At 68.2% G+C, this 26,158-nt stretch carries 19 protein-coding genes and 10 pseudogenes; 15 read left to right on the top strand and 14 right to left on the bottom strand.

The genetic code is table 11. The annotated features are described in order from the left end of the window. Positions 1-3: 3 nt before the first annotated feature. Positions 4-1,129: pseudogene (locus AV541_RS08020) on the bottom strand (methyltransferase). An 89-nt stretch (positions 1,130-1,218) separates the two neighbouring features. Between AV541_RS08020 and AV541_RS08015 the strand changes: the two are divergent. Both AV541_RS08015 and AV541_RS08010 read left to right on the top strand, forming a co-directional pair. Further along, positions 1,219-2,436, top strand: a complete 1,218-nt coding sequence (locus AV541_RS08015) for an aspartate kinase (protein ID WP_060384656.1) — start codon at positions 1,219-1,221, stop codon at positions 2,434-2,436. A gap of 7 nt (positions 2,437-2,443) precedes the next feature. After that, positions 2,444-2,707: pseudogene (locus AV541_RS08010) on the top strand (phosphoribosyltransferase); the annotation flags it as partial. Positions 2,708-2,844: 137 nt separating this feature from the next. Here AV541_RS08010 and AV541_RS08005 read toward each other — a convergent pair. The 3 genes and pseudogenes from AV541_RS08005 to sucC all read right to left on the bottom strand — a co-directional run bounded on the left by AV541_RS08005 (position 2,845) and on the right by sucC (position 5,878). Further along, positions 2,845-3,826: pseudogene (locus AV541_RS08005) on the bottom strand (malate dehydrogenase). A gap of 14 nt (positions 3,827-3,840) precedes the next feature. After that, positions 3,841-4,706 (bottom strand): annotated as a pseudogene (gene sucD / locus AV541_RS08000) (succinate--CoA ligase subunit alpha). After that, the gene (gene sucC / locus AV541_RS07995; protein WP_082709663.1) at positions 4,703-5,878 is read right to left on the bottom strand and encodes an ADP-forming succinate--CoA ligase subunit beta; all 1,176 of its coding nucleotides are present in this window, start codon (positions 5,876-5,878) and stop codon (positions 4,703-4,705) included. Before sucC ends, sucD begins: the two are co-directional and overlap by 4 nt. A gap of 44 nt (positions 5,879-5,922) precedes the next feature. Here sucC and AV541_RS07990 point away from each other — a divergent pair, with 44 nt between their 5' ends. Continuing rightward, positions 5,923-6,957: a bis-aminopropyl spermidine synthase family protein gene (locus tag AV541_RS07990; RefSeq protein ID WP_082709697.1), complete on the top strand. Its 1,035-nt coding sequence runs from the start codon at positions 5,923-5,925 to the stop codon at positions 6,955-6,957. Here the strand turns inward: AV541_RS07990 and AV541_RS07985 are convergent. The 3 genes and pseudogenes from AV541_RS07985 to AV541_RS07975 form a co-directional block, all read right to left on the bottom strand. After that, a pseudogene (locus AV541_RS07985) lies at positions 6,951-7,960 on the bottom strand (PIN/TRAM domain-containing protein). The gene AV541_RS07990 and the pseudogene AV541_RS07985 overlap by 7 nt on opposite strands. Then, positions 7,957-9,228 (bottom strand): DNA repair protein RadA, encoded by a 1,272-nt coding sequence (gene radA, locus AV541_RS07980; RefSeq protein ID WP_060384654.1) that lies wholly within the window; start codon positions 9,226-9,228, stop codon positions 7,957-7,959. Before radA ends, AV541_RS07985 begins: the two are co-directional and overlap by 4 nt. Positions 9,229-9,238: 10 nt before the next feature. Next, positions 9,239-11,449, bottom strand: a complete 2,211-nt coding sequence (locus tag AV541_RS07975; protein WP_060384653.1) for an ATP-dependent Clp protease ATP-binding subunit — start codon at positions 11,447-11,449, stop codon at positions 9,239-9,241. A gap of 128 nt (positions 11,450-11,577) precedes the next feature. Here AV541_RS07975 and AV541_RS07970 point away from each other — a divergent pair, with 128 nt between their 5' ends. From AV541_RS07970 to AV541_RS07960, 3 genes are all read left to right on the top strand, one after another. Further along, positions 11,578-13,098 (top strand): glycine--tRNA ligase, encoded by a 1,521-nt coding sequence (locus tag AV541_RS07970; RefSeq protein ID WP_060384652.1) that lies wholly within the window; start codon positions 11,578-11,580, stop codon positions 13,096-13,098. Between the two features lie 180 nt (positions 13,099-13,278). Further along, positions 13,279-13,515: a hypothetical protein gene (locus AV541_RS07965; RefSeq protein WP_008631860.1), complete on the top strand. Its 237-nt coding sequence runs from the start codon at positions 13,279-13,281 to the stop codon at positions 13,513-13,515. Beyond that, the gene (locus tag AV541_RS07960) at positions 13,512-14,507 is read left to right on the top strand and encodes an aspartate-semialdehyde dehydrogenase (RefSeq protein ID WP_060384651.1); all 996 of its coding nucleotides are present in this window, start codon (positions 13,512-13,514) and stop codon (positions 14,505-14,507) included. Before AV541_RS07965 ends, AV541_RS07960 begins: the two co-directional genes overlap by 4 nt. Here AV541_RS07960 and AV541_RS07955 read toward each other — a convergent pair. Beyond that, positions 14,494-15,201: a TlyA family RNA methyltransferase gene (locus tag AV541_RS07955; protein ID WP_060384650.1), complete on the bottom strand. Its 708-nt coding sequence runs from the start codon at positions 15,199-15,201 to the stop codon at positions 14,494-14,496. The two genes, AV541_RS07960 and AV541_RS07955, sit on opposite strands and share 14 nt — an antisense overlap. A gap of 17 nt (positions 15,202-15,218) precedes the next feature. On the opposite strand from AV541_RS07955, the gene AV541_RS07950 reads away from it, so the two are divergent. Together AV541_RS07950 and AV541_RS07945 are read left to right on the top strand one after the other, a co-directional pair. Further along, a complete protein-coding gene (locus AV541_RS07950; protein WP_060384649.1) occupies positions 15,219-15,530 on the top strand; it encodes a DUF3234 domain-containing protein in 312 nt (103 codons plus the stop codon). Beyond that, positions 15,523-15,951, top strand: coding sequence for a hypothetical protein (locus tag AV541_RS07945; protein WP_008631871.1), 429 nt, complete (start codon positions 15,523-15,525; stop codon positions 15,949-15,951). Before AV541_RS07950 ends, AV541_RS07945 begins: the two co-directional genes overlap by 8 nt. On the opposite strand, the gene AV541_RS07940 is transcribed toward AV541_RS07945, so the two are convergent. The 3 genes and pseudogenes from AV541_RS07940 to AV541_RS07935 all read right to left on the bottom strand — a co-directional run bounded on the left by AV541_RS07940 (position 15,948) and on the right by AV541_RS07935 (position 18,367). Further along, positions 15,948-17,594: a glutamine--tRNA ligase/YqeY domain fusion protein gene (locus tag AV541_RS07940; RefSeq protein ID WP_060384648.1), complete on the bottom strand. Its 1,647-nt coding sequence runs from the start codon at positions 17,592-17,594 to the stop codon at positions 15,948-15,950. The genes AV541_RS07945 and AV541_RS07940 overlap by 4 nt on opposite strands. A 13-nt stretch (positions 17,595-17,607) precedes the next feature. Then, positions 17,608-17,787: an enoyl-CoA hydratase/isomerase family protein gene (locus tag AV541_RS12595; RefSeq protein ID WP_244880507.1), complete on the bottom strand. Its 180-nt coding sequence runs from the start codon at positions 17,785-17,787 to the stop codon at positions 17,608-17,610. 8 nt (positions 17,788-17,795) lie between these two features. Then, positions 17,796-18,367, bottom strand: a pseudogene (locus AV541_RS07935) (enoyl-CoA hydratase/isomerase family protein). A 94-nt stretch (positions 18,368-18,461) separates the two neighbouring features. On the opposite strand from AV541_RS07935, the pseudogene infC reads away from it, so the two are divergent. The 6 genes and pseudogenes from infC to mqnB all read left to right on the top strand — a co-directional run bounded on the left by infC (position 18,462) and on the right by mqnB (position 22,479). Continuing rightward, positions 18,462-18,976, top strand: a pseudogene (infC, locus tag AV541_RS07930) (translation initiation factor IF-3). Between the two features lie 92 nt (positions 18,977-19,068). Then, positions 19,069-19,266, top strand: coding sequence for a 50S ribosomal protein L35 (rpmI, locus tag AV541_RS07925; RefSeq protein WP_008631875.1), 198 nt, complete (start codon positions 19,069-19,071; stop codon positions 19,264-19,266). Between the two features lie 11 nt (positions 19,267-19,277). After that, positions 19,278-19,634, top strand: coding sequence for a 50S ribosomal protein L20 (gene rplT, locus AV541_RS07920; RefSeq protein WP_008631882.1), 357 nt, complete (start codon positions 19,278-19,280; stop codon positions 19,632-19,634). Between the two features lie 70 nt (positions 19,635-19,704). Next, the gene (locus AV541_RS07915; protein ID WP_008631885.1) at positions 19,705-20,169 is read left to right on the top strand and encodes a COG2426 family protein; all 465 of its coding nucleotides are present in this window, start codon (positions 19,705-19,707) and stop codon (positions 20,167-20,169) included. Next, positions 20,166-21,826: pseudogene (locus AV541_RS07910) on the top strand (glycerol-3-phosphate acyltransferase). Before AV541_RS07915 ends, AV541_RS07910 begins: the two are co-directional and overlap by 4 nt. After that, positions 21,826-22,479 carry a futalosine hydrolase gene (mqnB, locus tag AV541_RS07905; protein WP_060384647.1) on the top strand — a complete coding sequence of 218 codons (654 nt, stop codon included), beginning with the start codon at positions 21,826-21,828 and terminating at the stop codon, positions 22,477-22,479. Before AV541_RS07910 ends, mqnB begins: the two are co-directional and overlap by 1 nt. Positions 22,480-22,492: 13 nt before the next feature. On the opposite strand, the pseudogene AV541_RS07900 reads toward mqnB, so the two are convergent. Together AV541_RS07900 and fumC are read right to left on the bottom strand one after the other, a co-directional pair. Further along, a pseudogene (locus AV541_RS07900) lies at positions 22,493-23,106 on the bottom strand (superoxide dismutase). A gap of 80 nt (positions 23,107-23,186) precedes the next feature. Beyond that, positions 23,187-24,584, bottom strand: a complete 1,398-nt coding sequence (gene fumC, locus AV541_RS07895; RefSeq protein ID WP_060384646.1) for a class II fumarate hydratase — start codon at positions 24,582-24,584, stop codon at positions 23,187-23,189. Between the two features lie 51 nt (positions 24,585-24,635). On the opposite strand from fumC, the pseudogene AV541_RS07890 reads away from it, so the two are divergent. Then, positions 24,636-25,825: pseudogene (locus AV541_RS07890) on the top strand (thiolase family protein). On the opposite strand, the gene AV541_RS07885 reads toward AV541_RS07890, so the two are convergent. Further along, entirely contained in the window at positions 25,822-26,130 is a 309-nt protein-coding gene (locus AV541_RS07885; protein WP_060384645.1) for a DUF503 domain-containing protein, read from the bottom strand. The pseudogene AV541_RS07890 and the gene AV541_RS07885 sit on opposite strands and share 4 nt — an antisense overlap. Positions 26,131-26,158 lie beyond the last annotated feature (28 nt).

Genomic DNA, 26,158 nt, shown 5'->3' with positions numbered 1-26,158 from the left:
GGCTCACCTCCCTCGCTTTTCCGCAAACAGGACCTTGTATTCGGCCACCTTGAGGGTCTGAAAGGCGCCGAACTTCTCCTCCAGCAAAGGCTCGTACTTCAGGAACGGGTTGGACACGAGGAAAAACACGCCACCCGGCCTGAGCCGGGCCGCCGCCACGTCCACGAACGCCTGGGCCACATCCAGAATGACCGCACCCCCCACGTGAAAGGGGGGGTTCGTAACTATGATGTCAAACCGGGCCTCTTCTGTCAAGGCCTCGTCCACGTCGGAGTGGAGGGCCTGGGCCTTCAGGGCGTTGGCCTCGAGGCCCTTTTGCAGGGAGAGGACGGAGGCCAGGTCGTCCTCCACCCCCACCACCTCCGCCCCCATCCGGGCAAGGGGCAGGGTCAGGGCCCCATAGCCCGCCCCCAGGTCCAGGACCTGCCGGCCGCGGACCCCCTCGGGCCCCAGGCGTTCCTGCAGGGCCTCGAGGAGGAGCAGGGAGGCCGGGTCCACCTTTCCCGCCGAGAAGACCCCGGGGAGGTGGTGGAAGGTGTACTCCGCTCCCAGGATGCGGGCGGAAAAGGTCCGCCAGAGGGGGGGAGGGGCGGGGCCTCCTTCTCCTTCTCCAGGAGGGCCACCCGGTAGGGCCCCTCCCGCCGCACCACCACGCCGTAGCCCAGAAGGGCCCGGGCCTCCTTGAAGTAGCGCTCAAACCCCTTGTTCTTGTCCCCGGCGAGGTAGAGCCGCCCTCCCGGGCGGAGGGCCCGGGCTGCGGCCACGAGGCTCGCCTGGACGTAGGCTGTCCCCCTCCCGGCGGGGAGGGCCAGGACCACGAGGTCGTACGCGCCCGCCGCCGCCTCCCAGGGAAGGGCGAGCCGGGCCTGGAGGCCGCTCGCCGTGAGGCAGCGGAAGGCGGCCCGGGAGGTCTCCAGCCGCTCCACCGCCATCTTCCCCTCCAAGGGGAGGCTTCCCCAGCCCACCCCGGGGTTCAGGTCCAGGACCCGCTCGCCGAAGGGCTCCACCGTCTTCTGCAGGAGGTCGTGGACCGGGTCCCGGTACCCCCGGGCCCCGGGCTTGACGAAGAGCCGGCCCCGGGGTGGGGAAGGGGGGTGAGGCGGTGGTAGGCTTCCCGCGTCAGGCTCACGTCCTCCCAGGATAAGGGCCTTGGGCGGAGGGGGCAAATGTGCTAACATTCTCTTTCAAACCGCCCGGGGGGCGGGGAAGGAGGGAAGCGTGGCCCTGGTGGTTCAGAAGTACGGCGGCACCTCTGTGGGCGACCTGGAGCGCATCCACAAGGTGGCCCAGCGCATCGCCCACTACCGGGAGAAGGGGCATAAACTTGCGGTGGTGGTCTCGGCCATGGGGCACACCACCGACGAGCTCATCGCCCTGGCCAAGCGGGTGAACCCGAGACCTCCCTTCCGCGAGCTGGACCTCCTCACCACCACCGGGGAGCAGGTCTCCGTGGCCCTCCTCTCCATGCAGCTTTGGGCCATGGGGATCCCCGCCAAGGGCTTCGTCCAGCACCAGATCGGCATCACCACCGACGGGCGCTACGGGGACGCCCGGATCCTCGAGGTGAACCCGGCCCGCATCCGGGAGGCCCTGGAGAGGGGCTTTGTGGCGGTGATCGCGGGCTTCATGGGCACCACCCCGGAAGGGGAGATCACCACCTTGGGCCGCGGGGGGTCGGACACGACCGCCGTGGCCATCGCCGCCGCCCTCGGGGCCAAGGAGTGCGAGATCTACACGGACACGGAGGGGGTCTACACCACGGACCCCCACCTGATCCCCGAGGCGAGGAAGCTTTCCGTCATCGGCTACGACCAGATGCTGGAGATGGCCGCTTTGGGGGCCAGGGTCCTCCACCCCCGGGCGGTCTACTACGCCAAGCGCTACGGGGTGGTGCTCCACGTGCGCAGTAGCTTCTCCTACAACCCCGGTACCCTGGTGAAGGAGGTTGGTATGGAAATGGACAAGGCGGTGACGGGCGTGGCCTTGGACCTGGACCACGCCCAGATCGGGCTTATCGGCATCCCGGACCAGCCGGGCATCGCGGCCAAGGTCTTCCAGGCTTTGGCCGAGCGGGGCATCGCCGTGGACATGATCATCCAGGGGGTTCCCGGCCACGACCCCTCGAGGCAGCAGATGGCCTTCACGGTGAAGAAGGACTTCGCCCAGGAGGCCCTGGAGGCTTTGGAGCCCGTCCTCGCCGAGATCGGGGGTGAGGCCATCCTGAGGCCGGACATCGCCAAGGTCTCCATCGTGGGCGTGGGCCTCGCCTCCACCCCGGAGATCCCCGCCAAGATGTTCCAGGCGGTGGCCTCCACCGGGGCCAACATTGAGATGATCGCCACCAGCGAGGTGCGCATCTCCGTGATCATCCCCGCCGAGTACGCCGAGGCGGCGCTTAGGGCCGTCCACCAGGCCTTTGAGCTGGACAAGGCCTGATGGAGCGCCCGAGCCGGTATTCCTGCAGTTTCCCCCCGATGTCCTCCTTTTCGGCAAGCGGGTCCTGGTGGTGGACGACGTTTGGGACTCAGGGCGCACGACCTTTGCCGTGAAGGCCCGGGTGCGCCGGGCGGGCGGGGTGCCTGTGGTGGCCACCCTCCACTTCAAGCCGGGGCGGAACCGGGTGCCGGACCGCCCCGACTTCTACGCCGAGGAGACGGCGGCCTGGGTGGTCTACCCTTGGGCCCTCGAGGCCTGGCCCGAAGGCTAATACCCTTCCGGTTGCCTTCGCCCGACGGGTCCGGGGAAGCTTCCCAGGGGGCTTTTGCCGGGGCCCCCATGCCGGCGCAAGCCAGGTGGTATAAAGCCCCCACCGCAGGGCGCGGTGGGGGCTCTGAGGCCGGCCTCTCAGATGAGGCCCAGGGCCTTCACCTGCTCCATCTCGTCCAGGAGTTCCTGGGCCGTGATCTCCATGCGCTTGCGGGCGAACGCGTTGATCTCCAGGCCTTCCACGATGCGGTACTCCCCGTCCTTGGCCGTCACCGGGAAGGAGTAGACGATGCCCTCGGGGATGCCGTACTCCCCTTGGGAGGGGACGGCCATGGAAACCCAGTCCCCCTCCGGGGTGCCCAAAGCCCAGTCGCGGATGTGCTCTATGGCGGCGTTCGCGGCGCTGGCGGCGCTACTGGCCCCCGGGCCTGGATGATGGCCGCCCCCGCTGGGCCACGGTGGGGATGAAGACCTTCTCGTACCACTCCATGTCCACGAGCTCCAGGGCGGGCCTGCCGTCCACCTCGGCGTGGAAGAGGTCGGGGAACATGGTGGAGGAGTGGTTGCCCCACACCGTCATGCGGCGGATGCGGTCCACGGGGACCCCGGTCTTCTTGGCGAGCTGGGCCTTGGCCCGGTTGTGGTCCAGCCGGGTCATGGCGGTGAAGTTCCGGGGGTTGAGGCCGGGGGCGTTCTTGTAGGCGATGAGGGCGTTGGTGTTGGCGGGGTTGCCCACCACCAATACCTTCACGTCCTTCTTGGCCACCTCGGCCAGGGCCCGGCCCTGCTCGGTGAAGATCTTGCCGTTTACCTGCAAAAGGTCCCGGCGCTCCATCCCCGCCTTGCGGGGGGCCGCCCCCACCAGGAGGGCGTAGTCGGCGTCCTTGAAGGCCACCTTGGGGTCGTCGGTGGCCTCGAGGCCCGCAAGCAGGGGGAAGGCGCAGTCCTCCAGCTCCATGACCACGCCCTCCAGGGCCTTCATGGCCTGGGGGATCTCCAAAAGCTGGAGGATCACCGGCTGGTCCTTGCCCAGCATCTCCCCCGCGGCGATGCGGAAGAGGAGGCTGTAGCCGATCTGTCCCGCGGCTCCGGTAACCGCCACGCGTACGGGTGCCTTCACCGTTCACCTCCTTTTTAGCCCAGGGCCTTCTTGACCAGCTCCACGATCTCGTCGATGGTGTCGGCCACGGGGATGCCCGCCTCGGCGAAGGCCCGGAGCTTGGACTCCGGGGTGCCCACGTTGCCCATGATGATGGCCCCGGCGTGGCCCATGCGCTTGCCCTTGGGGGCGGAGCGGCCTCCGATGAAGCCCACCACCGGCTTCTTCATGTGGTCCTTCACCCAAGCCGCCGCCTCCTCCTCGTCGGAGCCGCCGATCTCCCCGATGAGGACCACGGCCTCCGTCTCCGGGTCCTCGTTGAAGAGGGGGAGGAGGTCCTTGAAGGTGGTGCCGATGACGGGGTCGCCCCCGATCCCCACCGTGGTGGTGGTGCCGAGCCCCGCCTGGGAAAGGGCGGCTGCGGCCTCGTAGGTGAGGGTGCCGGAACGGCTGATGATCCCCACCCGGCCCCGTTTGAAGATGTGGCCGGGCATGATCCCGATCTTGGTTTCCTCGGCGCTGATGATCCCGGGGCAGTTCCCCCGATGAGGCGGCTGCCCAAGGCCTTGATCTCCTCCACCGCCTTCACCATGTCCAGGATGGGGATGCCCTCGGTGATGAGGACGATGAGGGGGATCCCGGCGTGGGCCGCTTCCAGGGCGGCGTCCGCCGCGGCCGGGGCGGGCACGAAGATGATGGAGGCGTCTATTTCGTGGTTCGCCACCGCCTCCTTCACCGTGTCGTAGACAGGGACCCCGAGGACCTCCGTTCCCCCTTTGCCCGGGGTGACCCCGGCCACGATCTTGGTGCCGTAGTCCAGCATCTGCTTGGTGTGGAACTGCCCCTCCCGGCCGGTAATCCCCTGGACCAGGACCCGGGTTTCGCGGTTCACCAGGATCACGCCGCACCTCCCACCATGGCCACGATGGCCTTGGCCGCCTCAATGGACGTGGGGTACATGTAGATGGGCTTCCCCTCCAAGAGCTTCTTGGCCTCCTCCTCGGCGGTACCCGCCACCCGCATCACCACGGGCTTGGTGAGGAGGCCCTCCTCCAGGGCGCGGATCACCCCCTTGGCCACCTCGTCCGCCCGGGTGATGCCGCCGAAGATGTTGATGAAGACCCCCTTGACGTCGGGGTCCTTGAGGACCAACTTGAGGGCGTTGTAGACCACGTCGGCCTTGGCCCCGCCCCCGATGTCCAGGAAGTTGGCGGGCCTGCCCCCCACCCGGTTCACCAGGTCCAGGGTATACATGACAAGCCCCGCCCCGTTGCCGATGATGCCGATGTTCCCGTCCAGCTTCACGTAGGCGAAGCCGTAGTTGCTGGCCTCCACCTCCAGGGGGTGCTCGGCCTCGATCTCTCTCAGCTCCGCCAAGTCGGGGTGGCGGAAGAGGGCGTTGTCGTCCAGGACGATCTTGGCGTCGGCGGCCACGATTTGGCCGTCCGTGGTCACCACCAGGGGGTTGATCTCGGCGATGAAGGCGTCCACCCCCTCGTAGGCCCGGTAGAGGGCCACCAGGACCTGGGCGAGCTTGTTGAGGTTGCCCTCGAGCCCCGCCCGCTTCACCATCTCCCGGGCCTCAAAGGGGCGGAACCCCTTGTGGGGGTCTATCCAGAACTTGTGGATGGCCTCGGGGCGCTCCGCGGCCACCTCCTCGATGTCCACGCCCCCCTCCTTGGAGAGCATGAGGACCACCCGCTTCTTGGCCCGGTCCAGGATGAGGCCCGCGTAGTACTCCTTGGCGATGTCCACCGCCTCGGCCACCAGGACCTTCTTCACGGTGAGGCCCTTGATGTTCATGCCCAGGATGGCCTGGGCCTTCTCGTAGGCCTCCTGGGGGGTGTCGGCGAGCTTGACGCCCCCCGCCTTTCCTCTCCCTCCCACGTGCACCTGGGCCTTGATGACCACCCGCTTGCCGAACTCTTCGGCGATCCGTTTGGCCTCCTCGGGGGTGTAGGCCACCTTTCCCGGCGGCACGGGCACCCCATAGCGGGCCAGGATCTCCTTCGCTTGATACTCGTGCAGGTTCAAGACCCACCTCCCTTGCCGGGCGACCCCGGTCAAGGGCATTATATAGGCCTTGGGCCGTGGAAACGGCCGGAAAGGGGGTGAGCGTGAACAAGGAAGCGCTGGTCCAGGTGGCGGAAGAGGTGCGCCAGGCCACGGGCCTTCCCGTGGGCTGGCGGGACGTGGAGAGGACCCTGGGGGCGCTCCGGGCGACCCGGGACCTTTGGGAGGTTGTGCGGCTTTCCCGCGTGCCCTTGCGCTTCCTCGTGCCCATTTGGGAGAGCCTCGCCCGGCGGGGGCTTCTCCGGGTGGAGGAGGGGCTTGACCTCCTGGCGGAGGTCCCGGCGCCCCGCCCTGGGGAGGCGGCCTGTTCCGCCTGCGAGGGCCGGGGGCTTGTGGGGGAGAGGCTTCCGGGGCGGGCGGCGGAGCGGTTTTTGGCCTGGGCCAAGGGGCGGCCCGAGGCCATCCAGGACTTTGACCAGGGGTACGTGACCCCGGAGTCCACCCTGGCCCGGGTGGCCCTGGCCTGGAGCTGGGGCGACCTCGAGGGCAAGGAGGTCCTGGTCCTGGGGGACGACGACCTCACGGGCCTCGCCGCCGCCCTCACGGGCCTGCCCAAGCGGGTGGTGGTCCTGGACGCCGACCCCAGGATCGTCCGCTTCCTGGAGCGGGCGGCCAAGGCCGAGGGGCTTCCCCTCGAGGCCCACGTCCACGACCTCCGGGAGCCTCTGCCCGAGGCCTGGGTCCACGCCTTCCACACCTTCTTCACCGACCCGGTGGAGGGGCCTTTGGGCCTCCAGGCCTTCGTGGGCCGGGGGCTTCTGGCCCTTGAGGGGGAGGGGTGCGCCGGCTACGTGGGCCTGACCCACGTGGAGGCGAGCCTCGCCAAGTGGGCCGACTTCCAGCGCTTCCTCCTGGAAAACGGGGCCGTGATCACCGAGCTTCGGGACGGGTTCCACGTCTACGAGAACTGGGGGTACATCGAGCAGATGCGGGCCTGGTCCTGGCTTCCCGTCAAGCGCCGCCCCGAGAAGCCCTGGTACACCTCGGCCCTGATCCGGCTGGAGCTCCTCCGCCGGGCGGACCTGGAGAACGCGCGGGTGGAGGGGGACCTCCAGGACGAGGAGGCCTCCACCTACTGAGCCCCTTGGGCGGGGCGGGCGAAGAAGAGGCGGCCCACCTGGGTCTGGATGGCCTGGGTGATGACCACTTCTATTTCCTGGCCCCGGTAGCGGATGCCCCCGTCCACCACCACCATGGAGCCGTCCTCCAGGTAGCCCACCCCCTGGTGGGGCTCCTTCCCCTCCTTGAGGATGAGGAGCTTCAGGGTGTCCCCCACCTGGAGCTGAGGCCTTAGGGCCTGGGCCAGGGCCTGGATGGAGAGGGCCTTCACCCCGTAGATCCGGGCCATCTGCAGGAGGGCGTGGTCGTTGGTGACGAGGGCCGCCCCCAGCTCCCGGGCCAGGAAGAGGAGCTTCTCGTCCACGGACTCCCCCTTGGGGGTCGTCTCCAGGACCTCGAGGGGGGCGGCCTCCCTGAGGCGCTCCAGGGTTTCCAGCCCCCGCCTCCCCTTGGCCCGCCTTAAGGGGTCTTGGCTGTCGGCGAAGTGCTGGAGCTCCTTCAGGACGAAGTGGGGCACCCACAGGGGCCCCTCCAGAAACCCCACGGCCGCCACCTCGGCCACGCGGCCGTCCACCAGGACGCTGGTGTCCAGCACCTTCCCCCCCGGGGGGCGGGCTTGGGCGCGGGCAGCCGGAAGTAGGCGCGGTAGCCCAAAGCCAGGTAGACGAAGAGGGCCACGAGCCCGAGGGCGAGGAGGAGGCTGTGGACGGGGGAGAAGCCCGGCACCTGGGCGAGGAGGGTGGTGAGGAGGACGGCGAGGAGGAGGCCTATGGTGGAGCCCAAGGTGGCGGCCACGACCACCTCAGGGGGGAGGCTTCGGAGGCGCTTCAGGCGGGCTTCCAGCGCCCCCTCCAGCCTTGGCCCCAAGAGGAGGCCGGTGAGGAGGCCCGCCAGGGCCAGGTAGATCCGGTTAAGGGAGAGGAGGGAAGGGCTTTGGGGAAGGAGCCCCCAGTCCTCCAGAAGCCCTGCGAAGCCCAGCCCGAGAAGGGCGGAGGTGAGGTAGATAAGGTGCCGCGTCTTCATGCCAGGTACGCCTCCACAGCCTCCTGAAGGCGCTTAAGGTTCCCCGGGTGAAGGAAGCGGCAAAACCCCGCCCGCTCCCCCTCCCTAAGCCTCCGCTCCAGCCCCGCCACCCGCCGCACCTCCCCGGCCAGGCCCACCTCCCCCACCAGGGCGAGGTCGGCGGGCAGGGGGCGGCCCACCACGGCGGAGTACACCGCCAGGGCCACGGCCAGGTCCAGCCCCGGGTCCTGGACCTTGAGCCCCCCGGCGAGGTTCACGTAGACGTCCAGGTTGGCGAGGGGCAGGCCGAGCCTCCGCTCCAGGACCGCGAGGACCACGTCCACGCGCCTTCCGTCCAGCCCCTGGACCACCCTGCGGGGGGCGGGGAAGGGGGTTTTGGCCGCCAGGGCCTGGACCTCCAGGGCCAAGGCCCGCTCCCCGGCCAGGGCCAGGGCCACGGCGCTTCCCGGAACCCCCAGGGGGCGCTCCTGGAGGAAGGCCTCGGAGGGGTTTCCCACCTCCAGAAGCCCCGCCTCCTCCATGCGGAAGACCCCGATCTCCCCCACGGGGCCGAAGCGGTTCTTGGCGCTCCTTAAGACCCGGTAGGGCCCTGCGGTCTCCAGGTAGAGGGTGGCGTCCACGGCGTGCTCCACGCTCTTGGGGCCGGCCACCACCCCCTCCTTGGTCACGTGGCCCACGAGGACCACGGCCACGCCCCGTTCCTTGGCGAAGCGCACCAGGGCCGAGGTCGCCTCCCGGACGGCCACCAGACTCCCCGGGCTCCCCCCAGCCTCCAGGGTCTGCACGGAGTCCACGAAGAGGACCTCCGGGGGGTCCTCCTCCAGGAGGGCGAGGAGGGGCTCGAGGCGGGTCTCCCGCACGAGGAGGAGGTCCTTCACCCCGAGGCGCTGCGCCCGGAGCTTGATCTGGGCGGGGGACTCCTCCCCGGCCACGTAGTAGACCCTTTGGGGCATCCGCTTAGCCATCTCCAGGAGGAGGGTGCTCTTGCCCACCCCGGGCTCCCCTCCCAATAGGACCACCTCCCCCGTCACGAACCCCCCGCCCAGGACCCGGTCCACCTCGGAAAGCCCCGAGGAGAAGCGGCGCTCCTCGGCCTCGTCCACCTGGGAGAGGGCGAGGAGGGGGAGGGGGGAGGGCTTGGCCCGCCTCGAGGCCGGGGCGGGGGCCACCTCCTGGAAGCTCTCCCAGGAACCGCAGGAGGGGCACCGCCCCAAGGGCTTGGGGGTGCGGTAGCCGCACTCCACGCAGGCGTAGGTGGCCTTGGCCATCCTCCGGGGGCTAGACGAGGAGCTCCTCCCCCTCCACCTCGTGGAAGGCCACCTGGCCTCCCTCCACGCTCACGTGGATCCGGCCCGTGGGCTTCCGCAGGAGGGCGACGGCCAAGGGGTCCTCTATGCGCTCCCTTAGGACGCTCCGCAGGGCGCGGGCGCTCCCCGTCTTGGGGGCCTGGTCCACCAAGAAGCGGGCCACCTCGGGGGCGAAGCTCACCTGGACGTCCCGGGCCTGGAGCTCCTTACGGATGTCCTCCAGCATCATCTCGGCCACCCGCACCAGCTCCTCCTCCGTGAGGGGCCGGAAGCGGATGACCTCGTCCAGCCGGTCCAGAAACTCGGGGGTGAAGAGGGCCTTCAGGGGGGACTCCGTGTCCACCTCCTTGGAGGTGAAGCCGATGGCGGGGCCCACGTTGTAGCCGGTGTTGGAGGTCATGATGAGGATGACCCGGCGGAAGTCCACGGTGCGGCCCATGCCGTCCGTGAGGCGGCCCTCGTCCAGCACCTGGAGGAAGGTGTTGTAGATGTCGGGGTGGGCCTTCTCAATCTCGTCCAGGAGGACCACGCTGAAGGGCTGGCGGCGCACGGCCTCGGTGAGGCGGCCCCCCTGCTCGTAGCCCACATAGCCCGGCGGGGCCCCGATGAGCTTGGAGATGGAGTGGGGCTCCTGGAACTCGGACATGTCAAAGCGGATGAGGGCCCTTTCCGAGCCGAAGAGGACCTCGGCCAGGGCCTTGGCGAGCTGGGTCTTGCCCACGCCGCTTTGCCCCACGAAGAGGAAGCTCGCCGCCACCCGGGTCCTTCCCCCAAGCCCCACCCGGGCCCGCCTAAGGGCGCTGGCCAGAGCGCGGATGGCCTCCTCCTGGCCCACCACCCGCTTCCTGAGCTCCTCCTCCAGGCGCATGAGCTTCTCGTCGTCCTTGTCGTCCACGTAGACCCCGCCCCAGGAGTCCACCACCGCCTCCACGTCCTCCCGGGTGACGATGGGGGTGCCGTCCTCTTCCTCCGCCACGGGGAGGCCCAAGGAGGCGTTCAGGCGCACCCTCGAGGCCGCCTCGTCGATGAGGTCAATGGCCTTGTCGGGGAAGTTGCGCCCGGGGAGGGAGCGGATCCCGATCTTCACGGAAAGCTCCAGGATCTCGTCGGGGATGATCACCCCGTGGTGGGCCTCGTACCGGGGGCGGAGGCCCTTGAGGATCTCCAGGGTTTCCTCCGGGGAGGGCTCGAGGACGATCACCGGCTGGAAGCGCCGCTCCAGGGCGGCGTCCTTCTCTATGTAGCGGTGGTACTCCCCGGTGGTGGTGGCCCCGATCACCTGGATCTCCCCCCGGGCCAGGGCGGGCTTGAGGATGTTGGCGGCGTCCAGGGTGCCCTCGGCCCCGCCCGCCCCGATCAGGGTGTGGAGCTCGTCAATGAAGGCGATGACCTTGGCGTTCTTGAGCTCCTCAATGATCTGCCGCAGGCGCTCCTCAAACTCGCCCCGGTACTTGGTCCCCGCCACCACCCCGGCGAGGTCAATGGCCACCACCCGGGCCCCCTTGAGGATGGGGGGGACCCGGCCCTCCACGATGGCCTGGGCCAGGCCTTCCACAATGGCCGTCTTGCCCACCCCGGGGTCACCGATGAGGACGGGGTTATTCTTGGTACGCCGGGCGAGGATCTGGATCACCCGGTTGATCTCCTCCTGGCGGCCGATCACCGGGTCCAGCTTTCCTTCCCGGGCCTCCTTGGTGAGGTCGCGGCCGTACTCGTCCAGGAAGGGGGTGTTCACAGGCTTTTCCCGCTCGCGGCCCTCGGCCATGGCCAGGACCCTCCAGCGGATGGCGTCCACGTCCTTGGCGAAGTGGCTGAGGATGCGGTAGGCGATCCCGTCCCCCTCCCGGATGATGCCGAGGAGGATGTGCTCCGTGCCGATGACGGGGGAGCCCATGTTGCGGGCCTCGGCGCTGGCGAGCTCCATAACCCGCCTTGCCCTCGGGGTGATGGCGGGGGGCTCCCCGGTGCGCCCGCCCTCCCCCCGGCCCACCAGCTCCTCCACCATGCGGCGCATGGCCTCGAGGCTCGCGCCGTACTCCTGGAGGATGCGGGCCGCCGTCCCCCCCTCGCGCATCAGGCCCAGGAGGAGGTGCTCCGGGCCGATCATGGAGTGGCCTAAGCGGCTCCCCTCCTCTCTTGCGTAGTGAAAGACCAGCCTGGCGCGGTCGTCGTATCGGTTCATGCTCCCCTCTACCTCACATTCTAGCCTAGGGGGAGGGCGGCTTGGCGTTTGCGCCCCGGCTCACCTTAGGGGGGCCTTTGGGTAAGATGCCTGGTAATCGGGGCTTGGCCCCGGTGGGGAGGATTGGGATGCCTGCGAGCAGCTTGGACGAACTGGTGGCGCTGTGCAAGCGGCGCGGCTTCATCTTCCAAAGCTCCGAGATCTACGGGGGGCTTCAGGGCGTCTACGACTACGGGCCCTTGGGCGTGGAGCTTAAGAACAACCTCAAGCAGGCCTGGTGGCGAAGGAACGTCTACGAGCGGGACGACATGGAGGGCCTGGACGCCAGCGTCCTCACCCACCGCCTCGTCCTCCACTACTCCGGGCACGAGGCCACCTTCGCCGACCCCATGGTGGACAACCGCATCACCAAGAAGCGCTACCGCCTGGACCACCTCCTCAAGGAGCAGCCGGAGGAGGTCCTCAAGAGGCTTTACCGGGCCATGGAGGTGGAGGAGGGGAACCTCCACGCCCTGGTCCAGGCGATGATGCAGGCCCCCGAAAGGGCCGGGGGGGCGATGACGGCGGCCGGGGTCTTAGACCCCGCAAGCGGGGAGCCCGGGGACTGGACCCCGCCCCGCTACTTCAACATGATGTTCAAGACCTACGTGGGCCCCGTGGAGGACGAGGCCTCCCTGGCCTACCTGCGCCCCGAGACCGCCCAGGGCATCTTCGTCAACTTCAAGAACGTCCTGGACGCCACGAGCCGCAAGCTGCCCTTCGGCATCGCCCAGATCGGCAAGGCCTTCCGCAACGAGATCACTCCCAGGAACTTCATCTTCCGGGTGCGGGAGTTTGAGCAGATGGAGATCGAGTACTTCGTCCGCCCGGGGGAGGACGAGTACTGGCACCGCTACTGGGTGGAGGAGCGCCTCAAGTGGTGGCAGGAGATGGGCCTAAGCCGGGAGAACCTCGTCCCCTACGAGCAACCCCCGGAGGAGCTCGCCCACTACGCCAAGGCCACCGTGGACATCCTCTACCGCTTCCCCCACGGCCTGGAAGAGCTCGAGGGCATCGCCAACCGCACGGACTTTGACCTGGGGAGCCACACCAAGGACCAGGAGGCCCTGGGGATCACCGCCCGGGTCCTCAGGAACGAGCACTCCACCCAGCGCCTCGCCTACCGCGACCCCGAGACGGGGAAGTGGTTCGTCCCCTACGTGATTGAACCTTCCGCCGGGGTGGACCGGGGGGTCTTGGCCCTCCTCGCCGAGGCCTTCACCCGGGAGGAGCTTCCCAGTGGGGAAGAGCGCATCGTCCTCAAGCTCAAGCCCCAGCTCGCCCCCATCAAGGTGGCGGTGATCCCCCTGGTGAAGAACCGCCCGGAGATCACCGAGTACGCCAAGCGCCTCAAGGCCAGGCTCCTCGCCTTGGGCCTGGGGCGGGTGCTCTACGAGGACACCGGCAACATCGGCAAGGCCTACCGCCGCCACGACGAGGTGGGCACGCCCTTCGCCGTCACCGTGGACTACGACACCATCGGCCAGAGCAAGGACGGGACCACCCGGCTCAAGGACACGGTCACGGTGCGGGACCGGGACACCATGGAGCAGATAAGGCTCCACGTGGACGAGCTGGAGGGCTTCCTGCGGGAGAGGCTTAAGTGGTAGGCTGGAGGAACGATCAGTTCTTGAGGGACCCGAAGTGGCGCAAAACCGGAAGCACTGGAAGGAGGTTCTGGCTCAGCTGGAGGCGCGCATAGAGGAGCATTGGCGGAAGATCCGGGAAGAGGAAGCTAGACTTCAACCCAACTGGGGCGTCATCGCCCACTGGGAGCGGGAGATCCGGGCATGGGAAAAAAGAAGGGAACGCATCTTACGGCGCCTAGGCAGGAGGTCCTAGGCATTCCCGAGCCGATCTGGCGGGAGCTTTGGGAAGAGGTGGAGCGGGCGCGGGCGCTTTACCAGAAGATGCAGGTGGCCCCTTCCCGCGAGCTGGAGCGGGAACTCTTTGGCGCCTTGACCCACCTGGTGGGCCACGTGAGCGCCATGTGGGAAGAGGCCGAGTTTTTGGAGGAGGACGCATGAGGGTAGCCGTGGTGGGGGCCACGGGGGCCGTGGGGCAGGAGATCCTCAAGGTCCTCGAGGCCCGTAACTTCCCTCTAAGCGAGCTTAGGCTCTACGCCTCCCCCCGCTCCGCCGGGAAGCGGCTTTCCTTTAGGGGAGAGGAGATTCCCGTGGAGCCCCTTCCCGAAGGCCCTTTGCCCGTGGACCTGGTCCTGGCAAGCGCCGGGGGAGCGCTTTCCAAGGCCCTGGCGCCTGTTTGGGCGGAAGGGGGGGCCTTGGTGGTGGACAACTCCAGCGCCTTTCGCTACGAGCCCTGGGTGCCCCTGGTGGTGCCCGAGGTGAACCGGGAGAAGATCTTCACCCACCGGGGCATCATCGCCAACCCCAACTGCACCACCGCCATCCTGGCCATGGCCCTTTGGCCCCTGCACCGGGCCTTCCATGCCAAGCGGGTCATCGTGGCCACCTACCAGGCGGCCTCCGGGGCCGGGGCCAAGGGCATGGAGGAGCTTTTGCACGAGACCCACCGCTTCCTCCACGGGGAGACCCCTAAGGCCGAGGTCTTCGCCCATCCCCTCCCCTTCAACGTGGTGCCCCACATAGATGCTTTCCAGGAAAACGGCTACACCCGGGAGGAGATGAAGGTGGTGTGGGAAACCCACAAAATCTTCGGGGATGAGTCCATAAAGATCAGCGCCACGGCGGTGCGGGTGCCTACGCTTAGGGCCCACGCCGAGGCGGTGAGCGTGGAGTTTGCCCGCCCCGTGACCCCGGAGGCAGCCCGGGAGGTCCTCAAGGAGGCCCCGGGGGTGGAGGTGGTGGACGAGCCCGAGGCCAAGCGCTACCCCATGCCCCTCACCGCGAGCGGCAAGTGGGACGTGGAGGTGGGGAGGATCCGGAAAAGCCTCGCCTTTGAGAACGGCCTGGACTTCTTCGTGGTGGGGGACCAGCTCTTGAAGGGAGCCGCCTTAAACGCCGTGCAGATCGCCGAGGAGTGGCTTAAGGGCGCCTGAGCCAAAGCCAATACTCCAGGTTCCCCTCCTTGCCCGGGAGGGGGCTTTCCTTTTCCCCCAGGACCTGGAAGCCAAGCTCTAGGGCCTTTTCCCGCACCCGTTTTAGGGCCTCCCGCCGCTTCGCCTCCTCCCGCACCACCCCCTTGTGGGCCTTTGGCCCCAGCTCAAACTGGGGCTTCACCAGGACCAGGGCCTCCCCTTGGGGCTTGAGGAGCTCCAGGACCTTGGGGAGGAGGAGGGTGGAGGAGATGAAGGAAACGTCCATCACCACGAGATCCACGGGCTCGGGCAGGACCAGGGTGCGGGCGTCCTGTTCCTCCAGGGCCACCACCCGGGGATCTTCCCGGAGGCGGGGGTGGAGCTGGCCCTTGCCCACGTCCACGGCGTAGACCCGCCTCGCCCCCCGCTCCAAAAGGACCTGCGTGAACCCCCCGGTGCTCGCCCCGAGGTCGGCGGAGACCTTGCCCCGGGGCTCCACGGGGAAGGCCTCCAGGGCCCCGAGGAGCTTGTAGGCCCCCCGGCCCACGTAGCGCTCCTCCTCTAAAAGCTCCACCTCCGTCCCCTCGGGAACGGGATAGGCGGGCTTTTGCACCACCCTTCCTCCCACCCGCACCTTGCCCTCCTGGATCAGGCGCTTGGCCTTCTCCCGGCTTTCCACCAGGCCCCGTTCCACCAGGTAGCGGTCCAGGCGCACGAGGGTATTATGAGCGGGTGGCGCCCGACCTTTCCGGGACGTGGTACGTTTTGGAGGGAGACCCGGGGGAGCACCTGGTCGTGGAGGCTTTGGGGGAGAGGCTTTCCGGGATCTGGACGAGCCGGGAGCTGGCCGAGGCCTTCCTGGCCCACCACCTCCACCTGGGGATGCGGGTGAGCGCCTTGGAGAGCCGGGCCCTGAAGGAGGCCTTCCTCCGGGCTCTTGGGATGCTCCAGGTGGAGGCGGTCATGGTGGACTACCGCCCCGGGACCCACCGGGCGCAGGTGGCTAGGGTGAAGGACCTTCTAGAGGAGGTGCGGCGTGCGTAGGCTTTTGGCGGCGCTTCTTTTGGTCTTGGCCTTCGGCGTGGCCCAGCGGGCCGAGGTCAGCGTAGGTAGCCCCTTCGGCCTACAAGGGGGGGTGCGCTTCCCCCTCGTCCCCCTTCTCTTGGACGGGCGGGCCTACGGGGGGGTGGGCCTCGAGGCCATGGGGGGTGGGGTGGACCTCCTCCTCAAGGTGCCCCTCACCGACCTTTACGTGGGCCTTGGAGGCTTCTACGGCACGGGGCCTGCCCTCACCTTCCCCCAGGAGGGGCGGGGGCAGAGGGGCGTGCGGGCGGTCTTGGGCACCTGGCTCAACCTCCCCCTGCCCCTCCTTGGGGTCTACCTGGAGGCCCAGCCCGTCTACTACCTGACCCCGGTCCAGTCCTTCGGCGTGGGCCTGGCCGTGGGCGTGAGCGTAGGGCTTTAGGCCTTGTAGCCCTCCTTCAGGGGCACGATGCGGTTCATCACCAGGGCCTCGGGCCTCGAGTCCACGGGGTCTTGCCAGAAGTAGCCAAGCCGCTCCAGCTGGTAGCGGGTGTCCTTGGGGCCCTGGGCCACGCTCGGCTCAACGAAGCCCCGCTTCACCACGAGGGCCTCGGGGTTGAGGTTTTGCAGGAAGTCCCCGCCCTCCTCCGGGTCCTTGGTGCGGAAGAGCCTGCCGTAGAGCCGGAACTCCACGGGGAGGGCGTGGCGGGCGGAGACCCAGTGGATCACCCCCTTGGGCCTGACCCCGTCCTCGGGGTTCGCCCCCAGGGTGCCGGGGACGATCCGGGCCTTGAGGAGCCTCACCTCGCCTCCCTCCTCCACCACGTCCTCCAGCTCTAGGACGTAGGCGTGCCTCAGGCGCACCCTCTGCCCCGGGGCGAGGCGCTTCCAACCTTTAGGGGGGTTGAGGCTGAAGTCCGTGCGCTCAATGTAGAGCTCCGGGGAGAAGGGGAGGGGCCGGCTTCCCTCCTTGGGGATGTCCCGGGGCCAGTAGGGGGCCTCGAGCCACTCCTCCCCCTCGTAGTTGGTGAGGACCACCTTCAGGGGCTCCACCACGCCCAAGACCCTGGGGGCGATGGGGTTCAGGTCGTCCCGCACCACCTCCTCAAAGAGGTCCATCTCAATCTGGGCCTCGTTGCGGGAGATCCCCGTCTTGCGCACGAACTCCACGATGGCCTCGGGCCTCACCCCCCTCCGCCTCAGGCCCCTCAGGGTGGGGAGCCTGGGGTCGTCCCAGCCCGAGACGTACCCCCCTTCCACCAGCCTGATGAGCTTCCTCTTGGAGAGCACGGTGTGGCTTAGGTCCAGCCGGGCGAACTCGTACTGGTGGGGCCTAGGGGAGGTGGGAAGCCCGCACTTCCCCTTGAGGTTCTCAATGACCCAGTCGTAGACGGCGCGGTTGTTCTCAAACTCCAGGGTGCAGAGGGAGTGGGTGACCCCCTCAATGAAGTCCTCCAGGGGGTGGGCGAAGTCGTACATGGGGTAGACCACCCACTTGTCCCCAACGTGGTAGTGGGGGGCGTGGACGATGCGGTAGAGCACGGGGTCGCGGAGCTTGAAGTTGGGGTGGGCGGGGTCAATCTTGGCCCTCAAGACCCGGCTTCCCGTGGGGAACTCCCCCCGGCGCATCCTCTCAAAGAGCTCCAGGTTCTCCTCCACGCTCCGCGCCCGGTAGGGGCTCGGCTTCCCCTGGGCCCTTAGGGCGCTCATCTCCTCCTCGGGGAGGTCGTCCACGTAGGCCTTGCCCTCCTCAATGAGGACCAGGGCGCACTGGTACATGGTCTCAAAGTAGTCCGAGGCGTAGAGGACCCGGGTGGGCGTGAAGCCCAGCCAGCGCACGTCCTCCTCAATGGCCCGGGCGTACTCCTCCTTCTCCGTCTCGGGGTTGGTGTCGTCAAAGCGCAGGTTGCACTCCCCGCCGTAGTCCAGGGCGAGGCCGAAGTTCAAGACGAGGCTCCGGGCGTGGCCGATGTGGAGGTAGCCGTTGGGCTCCGGGGGAAAGCGGGTGACGAGCTTGGCGTACTTCCCCTCCTTGAGGTCCCGTTCCACGATCTCGGTGATGAAGCACTCGGGGACAAGGCCCATAAGGAGAGTCTACTCAGAACCTGGGCGGCCGCTTCTCAAAGAAGGCCCGGATCCCCTCCCTCAGGTCCCCGGTCTCCCGCACCCAGGCGTTGGCCAAGGCGGCGAGGCGGAAGCCGTCCTCGAGGCCCATCCCCGGCAAGGAGAGGAGGAGCTCCTTGGTGAGGCGGAGGGAGGTGGGGGCGTTCTTCGCCACCTCCTCCGCTAAGGCCTTCGCCTCCTCCAGGGCTTTTCCGGGGGGGCGATGCGGTTTGCCAGGCCCAGGGCCTTGGCCTCCTCTGCCCCCACGAGCCTCCCCGTGAGGAGGAGGTCCTTGGCGGCCTTCTCCCCCACGGCCCGCACCAGGATCACCGAGACCAAGGCGGCCACGAAGCCGATCTTCACCTCGGTGTAGCCGAGCCGCGCCTCCTCGTCCATGACCACCAGGTCGCAAGCCAGGGCGAGCCCCGCCCCCCGGCCACCGCCGGGCCGTTCACCGCGGCCACCGTGGGCTTGGGGTAGGTGTAGACGCGGTGGAAGAGGCGCATGAGGGAGAGGGAGTGGCGGTAGTTCTCCTCGGCGCCGAGCTCCGTGACCCTTTCCAAGAAGGCGAGGTCCGCCCCGGCGCTAAAGGCCTTGCCCCTTCCCGTGAGGACCACCGCCCGCACCCCAGGGTCGGCCTCCAGGTCGTCCAGGGCCTGGAGGAGGCTTAAGGCCATCTCCGGGGAGAGGGGGTTGCGCCTTTCCGGGTCGTTAAGAAAGACCACGGCCACGCGGCCTTTTTCTACCTGGACCATGGCCCCATTGTAGCCGAGGGGGTTTCTTGCTAGACTTCACCTTAGCCCGCAAACCCTTTGACCGAGGAACGGAGCGGGCTGGGAGGTGATGTAGATAAAGGAGTACCTGACCAACGAACGCATACGCGCCAAACAGGTTCGCGTCGTCGGTCCCGACGGCAAGCAGCTCGGCATCATGGACACCCGGGAGGCCCTGCGCTTGGCCCAGGAGCAGGACCTGGACCTGGTCCTGGTGGGCCCCAACGCCGATCCGCCCGTGGCCCGGATCATGGACTACTCCAAGTGGCGCTACGAGCAGCAGATGGCGGAGAAGGAGGCCCGGAAGAAGGCTAAGCGCACCGAGGTCAAGTCCATCAAGTTCCGGGTGAAGATTGACGAGCACGACTATCAGACCAAGCTGGGCCATATCAAGCGCTTCCTGCAGGAGGGCCACAAGGTCAAGGTGACCATCATGTTCCGGGGACGGGAGGTGGCCCACCCCGAGCTCGGGAGAGGATCCTCAACCGCGTGGCCGAGGACCTCAAGGACTTGGCCGTGGTGGAGATGAAACCCGAGATGCTGGGCCGGGACATGAACATGCTTCTCGCCCCGGTGAAGGTCTCCGCCTAGACCCCTCCTAGGGGCCTTTGGTATAGTGGGGGGGCTTTGGGGAGCACCCAAGACCCCCTTTCGGGGGCGCTTCCCAGAGCGGAGGAGTGGATATGCCGAAGATGAAGACCCACAAGGGCGCCAAGAAGCGGGTCAAGATCACCGCTTCGGGCAAGGTCGTGGCCATGAAGACGGGGAAGCGGCACCTCAACCGGAAGAAGTCTGGGAAGGAGATCCGCCAGAAGGGGCGGAAGTTCGTCCTGGCCAAGCCGGAGGCGGAGCGGATCAAGCTCCTCCTCCCCTACGAGTAAGGGGGTAGAGGATGCCGCGCGCCAAGACCGGTGTCGTCCGCCGCAGGAAGCACAAGAAGATCCTGAAGCTGGCCAAGGGGTACTGGGGCCTGCGCTCCAAGAGCTTCCGCAAGGCCCGGGAGACCCTGTTTGCCGCGGGGAACTACGCCTACGCCCACCGCAAGCGCAGGAAGCGGGACTTCCGCAGGCTCTGGATCGTGCGGATCAACGCCGCTTGCCGCCAGCACGGGCTGAACTACTCCAGCTTCATCCACGGCCTGAAGAAGGCGGGGGTGGAGCTGGACCGCAAGGTGCTGGCCGACCTGGCGGTGCGGGAGCCCCAGGCTTTCGCTGAGCTGGTGGAGAAGGCCAAGGCCGCCCGGGCCTGAAGGGTGCTGGCGCTTCGCCCGCCGTCTTTCTCCTGCCCCGCGGCGGAGAAGGCGGCGGGCTTTTCCCGTTATGCCGCCTGAGCTTTATGTGATCCTGGTGGCCGCCTTACCGGTGGTGGAGCTCCGGGGAGCCATCCCCTTGGGCGTGGCCCTGGGGATGCCCCTGGCCAAGGCCTTTTGGCTGAGCCTCCTCGGCAACCTTCTGGTGGCCCCCGTGGCCATGGCGTTCCTCCCCTGGGCGGTGGGGCTCCTCACCCGGGTGCCCCTTCTGGCCCGGGCTTGGGAGGCCCTCGAGGCCCGGGTGCGCCTTCGGGGAGAGGAGCAGGTGCAAAGGCTTGGGGCTTTGGGCCTCTTTGTCTTCGTGGCCCTGCCCCTTCCCGGCACCGGGGCCTGGAGCGGGGCGGTGCTGGCGGTGGTCCTAGGCCTTAGGCGGCGCTACGCCCTCCTTGCCATCTCCTTGGGGGTGCTGGCGGCGGGCCTCATCGTCTTCCTCCTCACGGGGGGGGCGGTGGCCGGGCTAAACTACCTGCGATGACCGCGCTTCTTCTTCCCCTCGCCTACCTCGTGGGGGCGTTGCCTTTGGGGTACTGGCTCGCCAAACGGCGCGGGGTGGACCTGCGCACGGCAAGCCCCTACACCCTGGGCCTGGAAAGCGCCCTGAGGCGCCTGGGCCTGGGCCTTCTCCTCCTCTCCTTCCTCCTGGACTTCCTCAAGGGCTACCTGCCCCTCCTCCTGGGGCGGGCCTTGGGGCTGGACTTTGCCGGGCTTCTCGCCTTGGGGGTGGCGGTCTACCTGGGCCACCTCTACCCCCTCTTCTTCCGGGACCCCTGGCCCCTAAGGGCCAAGGGGGCGGGGGTGCTTCTGGGGGTGCTGGCGGGCCTTCCCCTCCCCCCCGCCCTGGGCCTTGTCCCCGTGGCCTTGGGGCTCGTCCTCTACGCCCTCACCGGCTACGCCTCCTTGGCCGCCTTGGGGCTTCCCCTGGGGCTTTTGGGGGTGGTGCTCTTCGGGGGGTTTGGCCTTGGGGAAAAGTTCCTCGCCTTTGCCCTTCTTCTCCTCGCCCTCTGGCGCTACAAGGAGAACCTGGGGCGGATCCTCGAGGGCACGGAGCCCAAGCTCGGCGACCCCCTGCCCCTCCCCTCGGAGAAGCAGGTGGTCTGCGCCTTCCTCATCCACCCCCTGACCCTGGAGGACTTCTGGCAAAGCCCCCGCTTCCGCTGGCTCAGGCCCCTGGTGCGCCTGGGCCTCCTCAGGCAGGAGTGGATAGAGCGCCTCGCCGAGCGCTTCCGCCCCATGAAGGTGGGGGAGGTGCGGGGGGTGCGGACGGCGGACGGGCGGGAGGTCCTCTGCCACCTCCTCTCCGCCCCCCTTTTGCCCCACCAGATCAAGGCCAAGCCGGAGCTCGCCGTGCGGCGGGCCATCCAGGGGGCAAGGCTCGCCAAGGAGCTCGGGGCCACGGTGGTGGGCCTCGGGGCCTTCTGGAGCGTGGTGGGGGAGAAGGGGAAGAGGGTGCAGGAGGCCGTGCCGGGCATTGAGGTGACGAACGGCGGGGCCTACACCGCGGGCACCGTCCGCGCGGCCATCCCCAGGATCCTCGCCCACTTCGCCCAAAGCGGCAAGGACCTGAAGGCCGTCACGGCGGCCGTGGTGGGGGCGAACGGGGTGGTGGCCTTCGGCATCGCCCGCCAGATCGCCCCCTACGTGGGGCGGCTCATCCTGGTGGGGCGGGACCTGGAAAGGCTTGAGCGGGCGGCGGAAAGCCTCAGGAAGAACCTGGAAAGAAAGGGGGAGGCCCCCGAGCTGGTGGCGACCACGGAGGTCGCCGCCATCCGGGAGGCGGACCTCGTCTTCACCGCCACCAGCGACCCCAACCCCGTGATCTACCCCGAGCACGTGAAGCCCGGGGCCTGGATCTACGACGAGGGCGTCCCCCCGACGTCCACCCCTCCGTCAGGGAGGTGCCCGGGGTGCGGGTCATCCCCGGGGGGGTGGTGCGGCTTCCCGGGGAGGCGAGGGCCACCCTGGACCTCCACTTCGGCGCCCCCGACCAGGTCCCCGCCTGCCTTGCCGAGACCATGATCCTGGCGGCGGAGGAGGCCTTTGACCGGAAAAGCCTCGGGGGGGAGGTCAGGGCGGAGAACATCCAGTTCTTCGTGGAGCGGGCCGAGGCTTTGGGCTTTAGGGTGGTGGAGTAGTGTGGCTCCTCCTTTCCCCCACCCGCCTCGAGGCCCCGTTCCTCAAAGGGGAGCCCTTCGCCTTCCTGGCCTGGAAGGGCCTTAAGGGAAAGGGCTTCGTCTACCTGGAGACGGGAATCGGCAAGGTGAACGCCGCCATGGCCCTCGCGGCCTACGCCGCCAAGAACCCCGTGGAAAAGGCCCTCCTCTTCGGTATTGCCGGGGCCTACCCCGGGGGGCCCGCTTTGGGCGAGGCAGTCTTGGTGGGGGAGGAGGTGGAGGCGGATCTTGGCCTCAAGGAGGGGCTTGAGCCTTTGGGCTTCCCCGCCTTGGCCCTTGGGGAAAGGCGCTACTTCAACCGCTTTCCCCTGGATTCCGGCCTCACCCAAGCGCTCGCCCAAACGCTTGGCTTGAAGGTGGCGGTGGGCCTCACCCGGGACCTTGTTTCGGAGACCCCAGCGGAGGCTTTGGCCCTGGCTCGGAGGTGGGGGGCCTCCCTGGAGAACATGGAGGGGGCGGCCTTCGCCCGGGCCTGCCTGGCCTTGGGGGTTAGAGGGGCGGAGCTAAGGGCCGTCTCCAACCCCGCCGGGGTGCGGGATCGGGGGGCCTGGCGGCTTAGGGAAGCCCTTGGGGCCCTGGAAGACATAATGGGGCGGCTTCTCGCCGCCCCGTAGGACCCTCCAGGGTTTAGGCCTTCTTGAAGAACTCCTCGGCCACGTCCCAGTTGAGGACGTTCCAGATAGCCTGGAGGTAGTCGGCCCGGCGGTTCTGGTACTTGAGGTAGTAGGCGTGCTCCCAGACGTCAATGCCCACGATGGGGGTGAAGCCCTCCATCACGGGGTTGTCCTGGTTGGGGGTGGAGAGGACGTGGAGCTTGCCGAAGGGGTCCTTGACGAGCCAGGCCCAGCCCGAGCCGAACCGGCCCATGGCCGCCTGGGTGAGCTTCTCCTTAAGGGTGGCAAAGCCCCCAAACTGCTCGTCAATGGCCTTCTTCAGCTCCCCCACGGGCTCCTTAGACCCCCGGGCGTGAGGAGCTTCCAGAAGAGGCTGTGGTTAAGGTGGCCACCCCCGTTGTTGCGCACGGCGGTCTGGATGTCTTGGGGAAGGGCGGCGAGGTGCCTCAGGAGGACCTCCACCTCCACCCCGTGCAGGTAGGGGTACTTCTCCAGGGCGGCGTTGAGGTTGTTGACGTAGGCTCCGTGATGCTTCTGGTGGTGGATCTCCATGGTCCTAGCGTCGATGTGGGGCTCGAGGGCCTCGTAGGGGTAGCCTAGCTCCGGAAGCTTGAACGGATACGGCATACTTCACCTCCCAAAGCCCACTATAAAGGGCCCACCCCCAGCGGGGGTGGGCTTGCTCACAAAGGCCCCTGGGGGTGGCCTTAGCCCTCGTGAGGCTTGGCGAGCTTTAAGGGCACCACGATGCGGTCAAACTCCTCCTCCGTGAGGTAGCCGAGCTCGAGGGCCGCCTGCTTCAGGGTCTTCTTCTCCTTGAGGGCCTTCTTGACGATCTCCGCCGCCTTGTCGTAGCCGATGGCCTTGTTGAGGGCGGTGGCCAGCATGGGGTTTTTCTGCAGGTGCTCCTCAATCCGCTCCAGGTTGGGCTCAATCCCCTGGGCCAGGTGGGCGTCAAAGGAGGCCACGGCGTCCGCGAGGAGGTTGATGCTCTCCAGGGTGCTGTAGGCCATCACCGGCTTGTAGACGTTGAGCTGGAAGTTCCCCTGGCTTCCCGCGAAGGCCACGGTGTGGTCGTTGCCAAAGACCCGGACCACCACCATGGTGAGGGCCTCCACCTGGGTGGGGTTGACCTTCCCGGGCATGATGGAGGAGCCGGGCTCGTTGGCGGGGATGGTGATCTCCCCGATGCCCGCGTAAGGGCCGGAGGCGAGCCAGCGGACGTCGTTGCCGATCTTCATGAGGGCCCCGGCCAGGGTGCGGATGGCCCCCATGACGTTGACCAGCTCGTCGTGGGCCGCCAGGGCGGCGAAGCGGTTCTCCGCCACCCGGAAGGGGAGCCCCGTTTCCTCTGCGAGGTACTTGGCCACGAGCTCCCCAAAGCGGGGGTGGGCGTTTAAGCCCGTGCCCACCGCCGTTCCGCCGATGGCGAGGTTGTAAAGGCCCTTTTCCATCTCCTTGACGGCGGCGAGGGTGGTCTTGAGCTGGGCGGCCCAGCTGCCGATCTCCTGTCCGAGGGTGATGGGCACGGCGTCCATCAGGTGGGTCCGCCCCACCTTGACGATGTGGTCAAAGGCCTGGGCCTTGGCCGTAAAGGTCCGGATCAGGCCCTCCACCGCGGGATAGAGCCTCTGGTGGAGCGCCAAGGCCACGGCCACGTACATGGCGGTGGGGAAGGTGTCGTTGGAGCTCTGCCCTCGGTTCACGTGGTCGTTGGGGTGGACGTACTTGCTCCCCAGGGGCTTCCCCAGGATCTCCGAGGCCCGGTTAGCGATGACCTCGTTGACGTTCATGTTGGTCTGGGTGCCGCTTCCCGTCTGGAAGACCACCAGGGGGAAGTGGTCGTCCCACTTCCCCTGGACCACCTCCTCCGCCGCCTGGATAATGGCCTTGGCGATCTCCTCGGGGAGCTCCCCGAGCTCCAGATTGGCTCTCGCGGCCGCCTTCTTCAGCATCCCGTAGGCCCGGATGATCTCCAGGGGCATGCGGAAGCGGTCGGTCCCGATCCTGAAGTTCTCCAGGGAGCGCTGGGTCTGCGCGCCCCAGTACTTGTCCGCCGGCACCCGCACCTCGCCCATGGTGTCCCGCTCAATCCGGTATTCCACAGGGCACCTCCCAAGGGGATTCTACCCCAAGGTTCGGCGTATGATGGGGGCATGCGCGAGGTGTACGTTGTCGCCGCGGTGAGGACCCCCATCGGCAAGTTCGGGGGGGTCTTCAAGGACGTAAGCCCCGTGGACCTCGGCGCCCACGCCATGCGGGAGGCCTTAGTCCGGGCGGGGGTGGAGGGAAAGGCCTTGGACCTCTACATCTTCGGCAACGTCCTCAGGGCCGGGCATGGGCAGCTCCTCCCCCGGCAGGCGGCCCTGAAGGCGGGCATCCCCAAGGAGGTGGACGGGTACCAGGTGGACATGGTCTGCGCCTCGGGGATGATGGCGGCGCTCAACGCCGTCCAGTTCCTCCGCACCGGGGAGGCCCACCTGGTCCTCGCCGGGGGATGGAGTCCATGAGCCAGGCGGGCTTCTACCTCTCCCACCGGGCGCGGTGGGGGTACAAGTTCCTCTTGGGCGCTCCGGAAAACCTCCAGGACATCCTCCTCAGGGACGGGCTTTCCGACCCCTTCACCGGGGAGGCCATGGGGGAGCAGGCGGAACGGCTCGCCCAGGACCACGGGGTGACGCGGCAGGAGATTGACGAGGCCGCCTACCTCTCCCACAAAAGGGCGGCAGAGGCTACGGAGAAGGGCCTCTTCGCCTGGGAGATCGCTCCCATGGAGGTCCAAGGGAGGAAGGTCCCGGTGGTGGTGGACCGGGACGAGGGGATCCGGCCGGAGACCACCCTGGAGTCCCTCGCCGCCCTGAGGCCCGCCTTCAAGAAGGATGGGGTCCTCACGGCGGGGAACTCTAGCCAAATCTCCGACGGGGCGGCGGCCCTCCTCCTCGCCTCCGAGGAGGCGGTGAAGGCCCACGGCTTAAAGCCCCTGGCCAGGGTTTTAGGTGGGGCCTGGGCTGCCGGGGAGCCCTGGCGCTTCCCCGAGGCCCCCATCCCCGCCGCCAAAAGGCTTTTGGACCGGCTGGGGATGCGCCTTTCCGACTTCGGCCTCTTTGAGAACAACGAGGCCTTCGCCCTGAACAACGTCCTCTTCAGCCGCCTTCTGGACGTCCCTTACGAGCGGCTCAACGTCTTCGGAGGGGCGGTGGCCTTGGGCCACCCCATCGGAGCGAGTGGGGCGAGGATCCTGGTCACGCTTCTCAACGCCCTGCGGGCGAAGGGAGAAGAGCGGGGCCTCGCCGCCATCTGCCACGGGACCGGGGGGTCGGTGGCCTTCGCGGTGGAGCGGGTCTAGAGGAGCCCGTCCAGCTCAAAGGCCTCGAGGCGGAACTCCTCCAGGGCCACCTGGAACCCCCCTGCCTCCGCCAGGAAGCGGGCCGCGGCCCGCATCGTCTCCTCCACCCAGCCGGGGTCGTTGCCGAGGAGGGTGAAGCCCACGACCTCGTAGCCCCAGGCGTCCAGGCCGTAAAGCCTTGCCGCGGAGACGGGGAAGCGGGCCTTGAGCCTCTCCAGGGCCGGCTTGATGAGGGCCCGCTTTTCCTTGAGGCTCCGGGCCGGGGTCTCCAGCCTGGCGGTGTAAAGGCCGAGGTAGGCCTTCATGGCGGTTAAGACCAGTATGCCCCTCGAG

It is taken from the genome of Thermus parvatiensis (genome assembly GCF_001535545.1).
Lineage (GTDB): Bacteria > Deinococcota > Deinococci > Deinococcales > Thermaceae > Thermus > Thermus parvatiensis.
This window is presented reverse-complemented; position numbering and strand designations above follow the sequence as displayed.

Excerpts from the sequence above, each read along its gene's own strand:
- rpmI (WP_008631875.1), top strand. The coding sequence starts at position 19,069 with ATGCCGAAGATGAAGACCCACAAGGGCGCCAAGAAGCGGGTCAAGATC.
- AV541_RS07975 (WP_060384653.1), bottom strand. The coding sequence starts at position 11,449 with ATGAACCGATACGACGACCGCGCCAGGCTGGTCTTTCACTACGCAAGA.
- radA (WP_060384654.1), bottom strand. The coding sequence starts at position 9,228 with ATGGCCAAGGCCACCTACGCCTGCGTGGAGTGCGGCTACCGCACCCCC.
- AV541_RS07940 (WP_060384648.1), bottom strand. The coding sequence starts at position 17,594 with ATGGGCCTTGTCCCCGAGTGCTTCATCACCGAGATCGTGGAACGGGAC.
- AV541_RS07970 (WP_060384652.1), top strand. The coding sequence starts at position 11,578 with ATGCCTGCGAGCAGCTTGGACGAACTGGTGGCGCTGTGCAAGCGGCGC.
- rplT (WP_008631882.1), top strand. The coding sequence starts at position 19,278 with ATGCCGCGCGCCAAGACCGGTGTCGTCCGCCGCAGGAAGCACAAGAAG.
- AV541_RS07915 (WP_008631885.1), top strand. The coding sequence starts at position 19,705 with ATGCCGCCTGAGCTTTATGTGATCCTGGTGGCCGCCTTACCGGTGGTG.
- AV541_RS07965 (WP_008631860.1), top strand. The coding sequence starts at position 13,279 with ATGGGAAAAAAGAAGGGAACGCATCTTACGGCGCCTAGGCAGGAGGTC.
- sucC (WP_082709663.1), bottom strand. The coding sequence starts at position 5,878 with ATGCCCTTGACCGGGGTCGCCCGGCAAGGGAGGTGGGTCTTGAACCTG.
- AV541_RS07960 (WP_060384651.1), top strand. The coding sequence starts at position 13,512 with ATGAGGGTAGCCGTGGTGGGGGCCACGGGGGCCGTGGGGCAGGAGATC.
- AV541_RS07885 (WP_060384645.1), bottom strand. The coding sequence starts at position 26,130 with ATGAAGGCCTACCTCGGCCTTTACACCGCCAGGCTGGAGACCCCGGCC.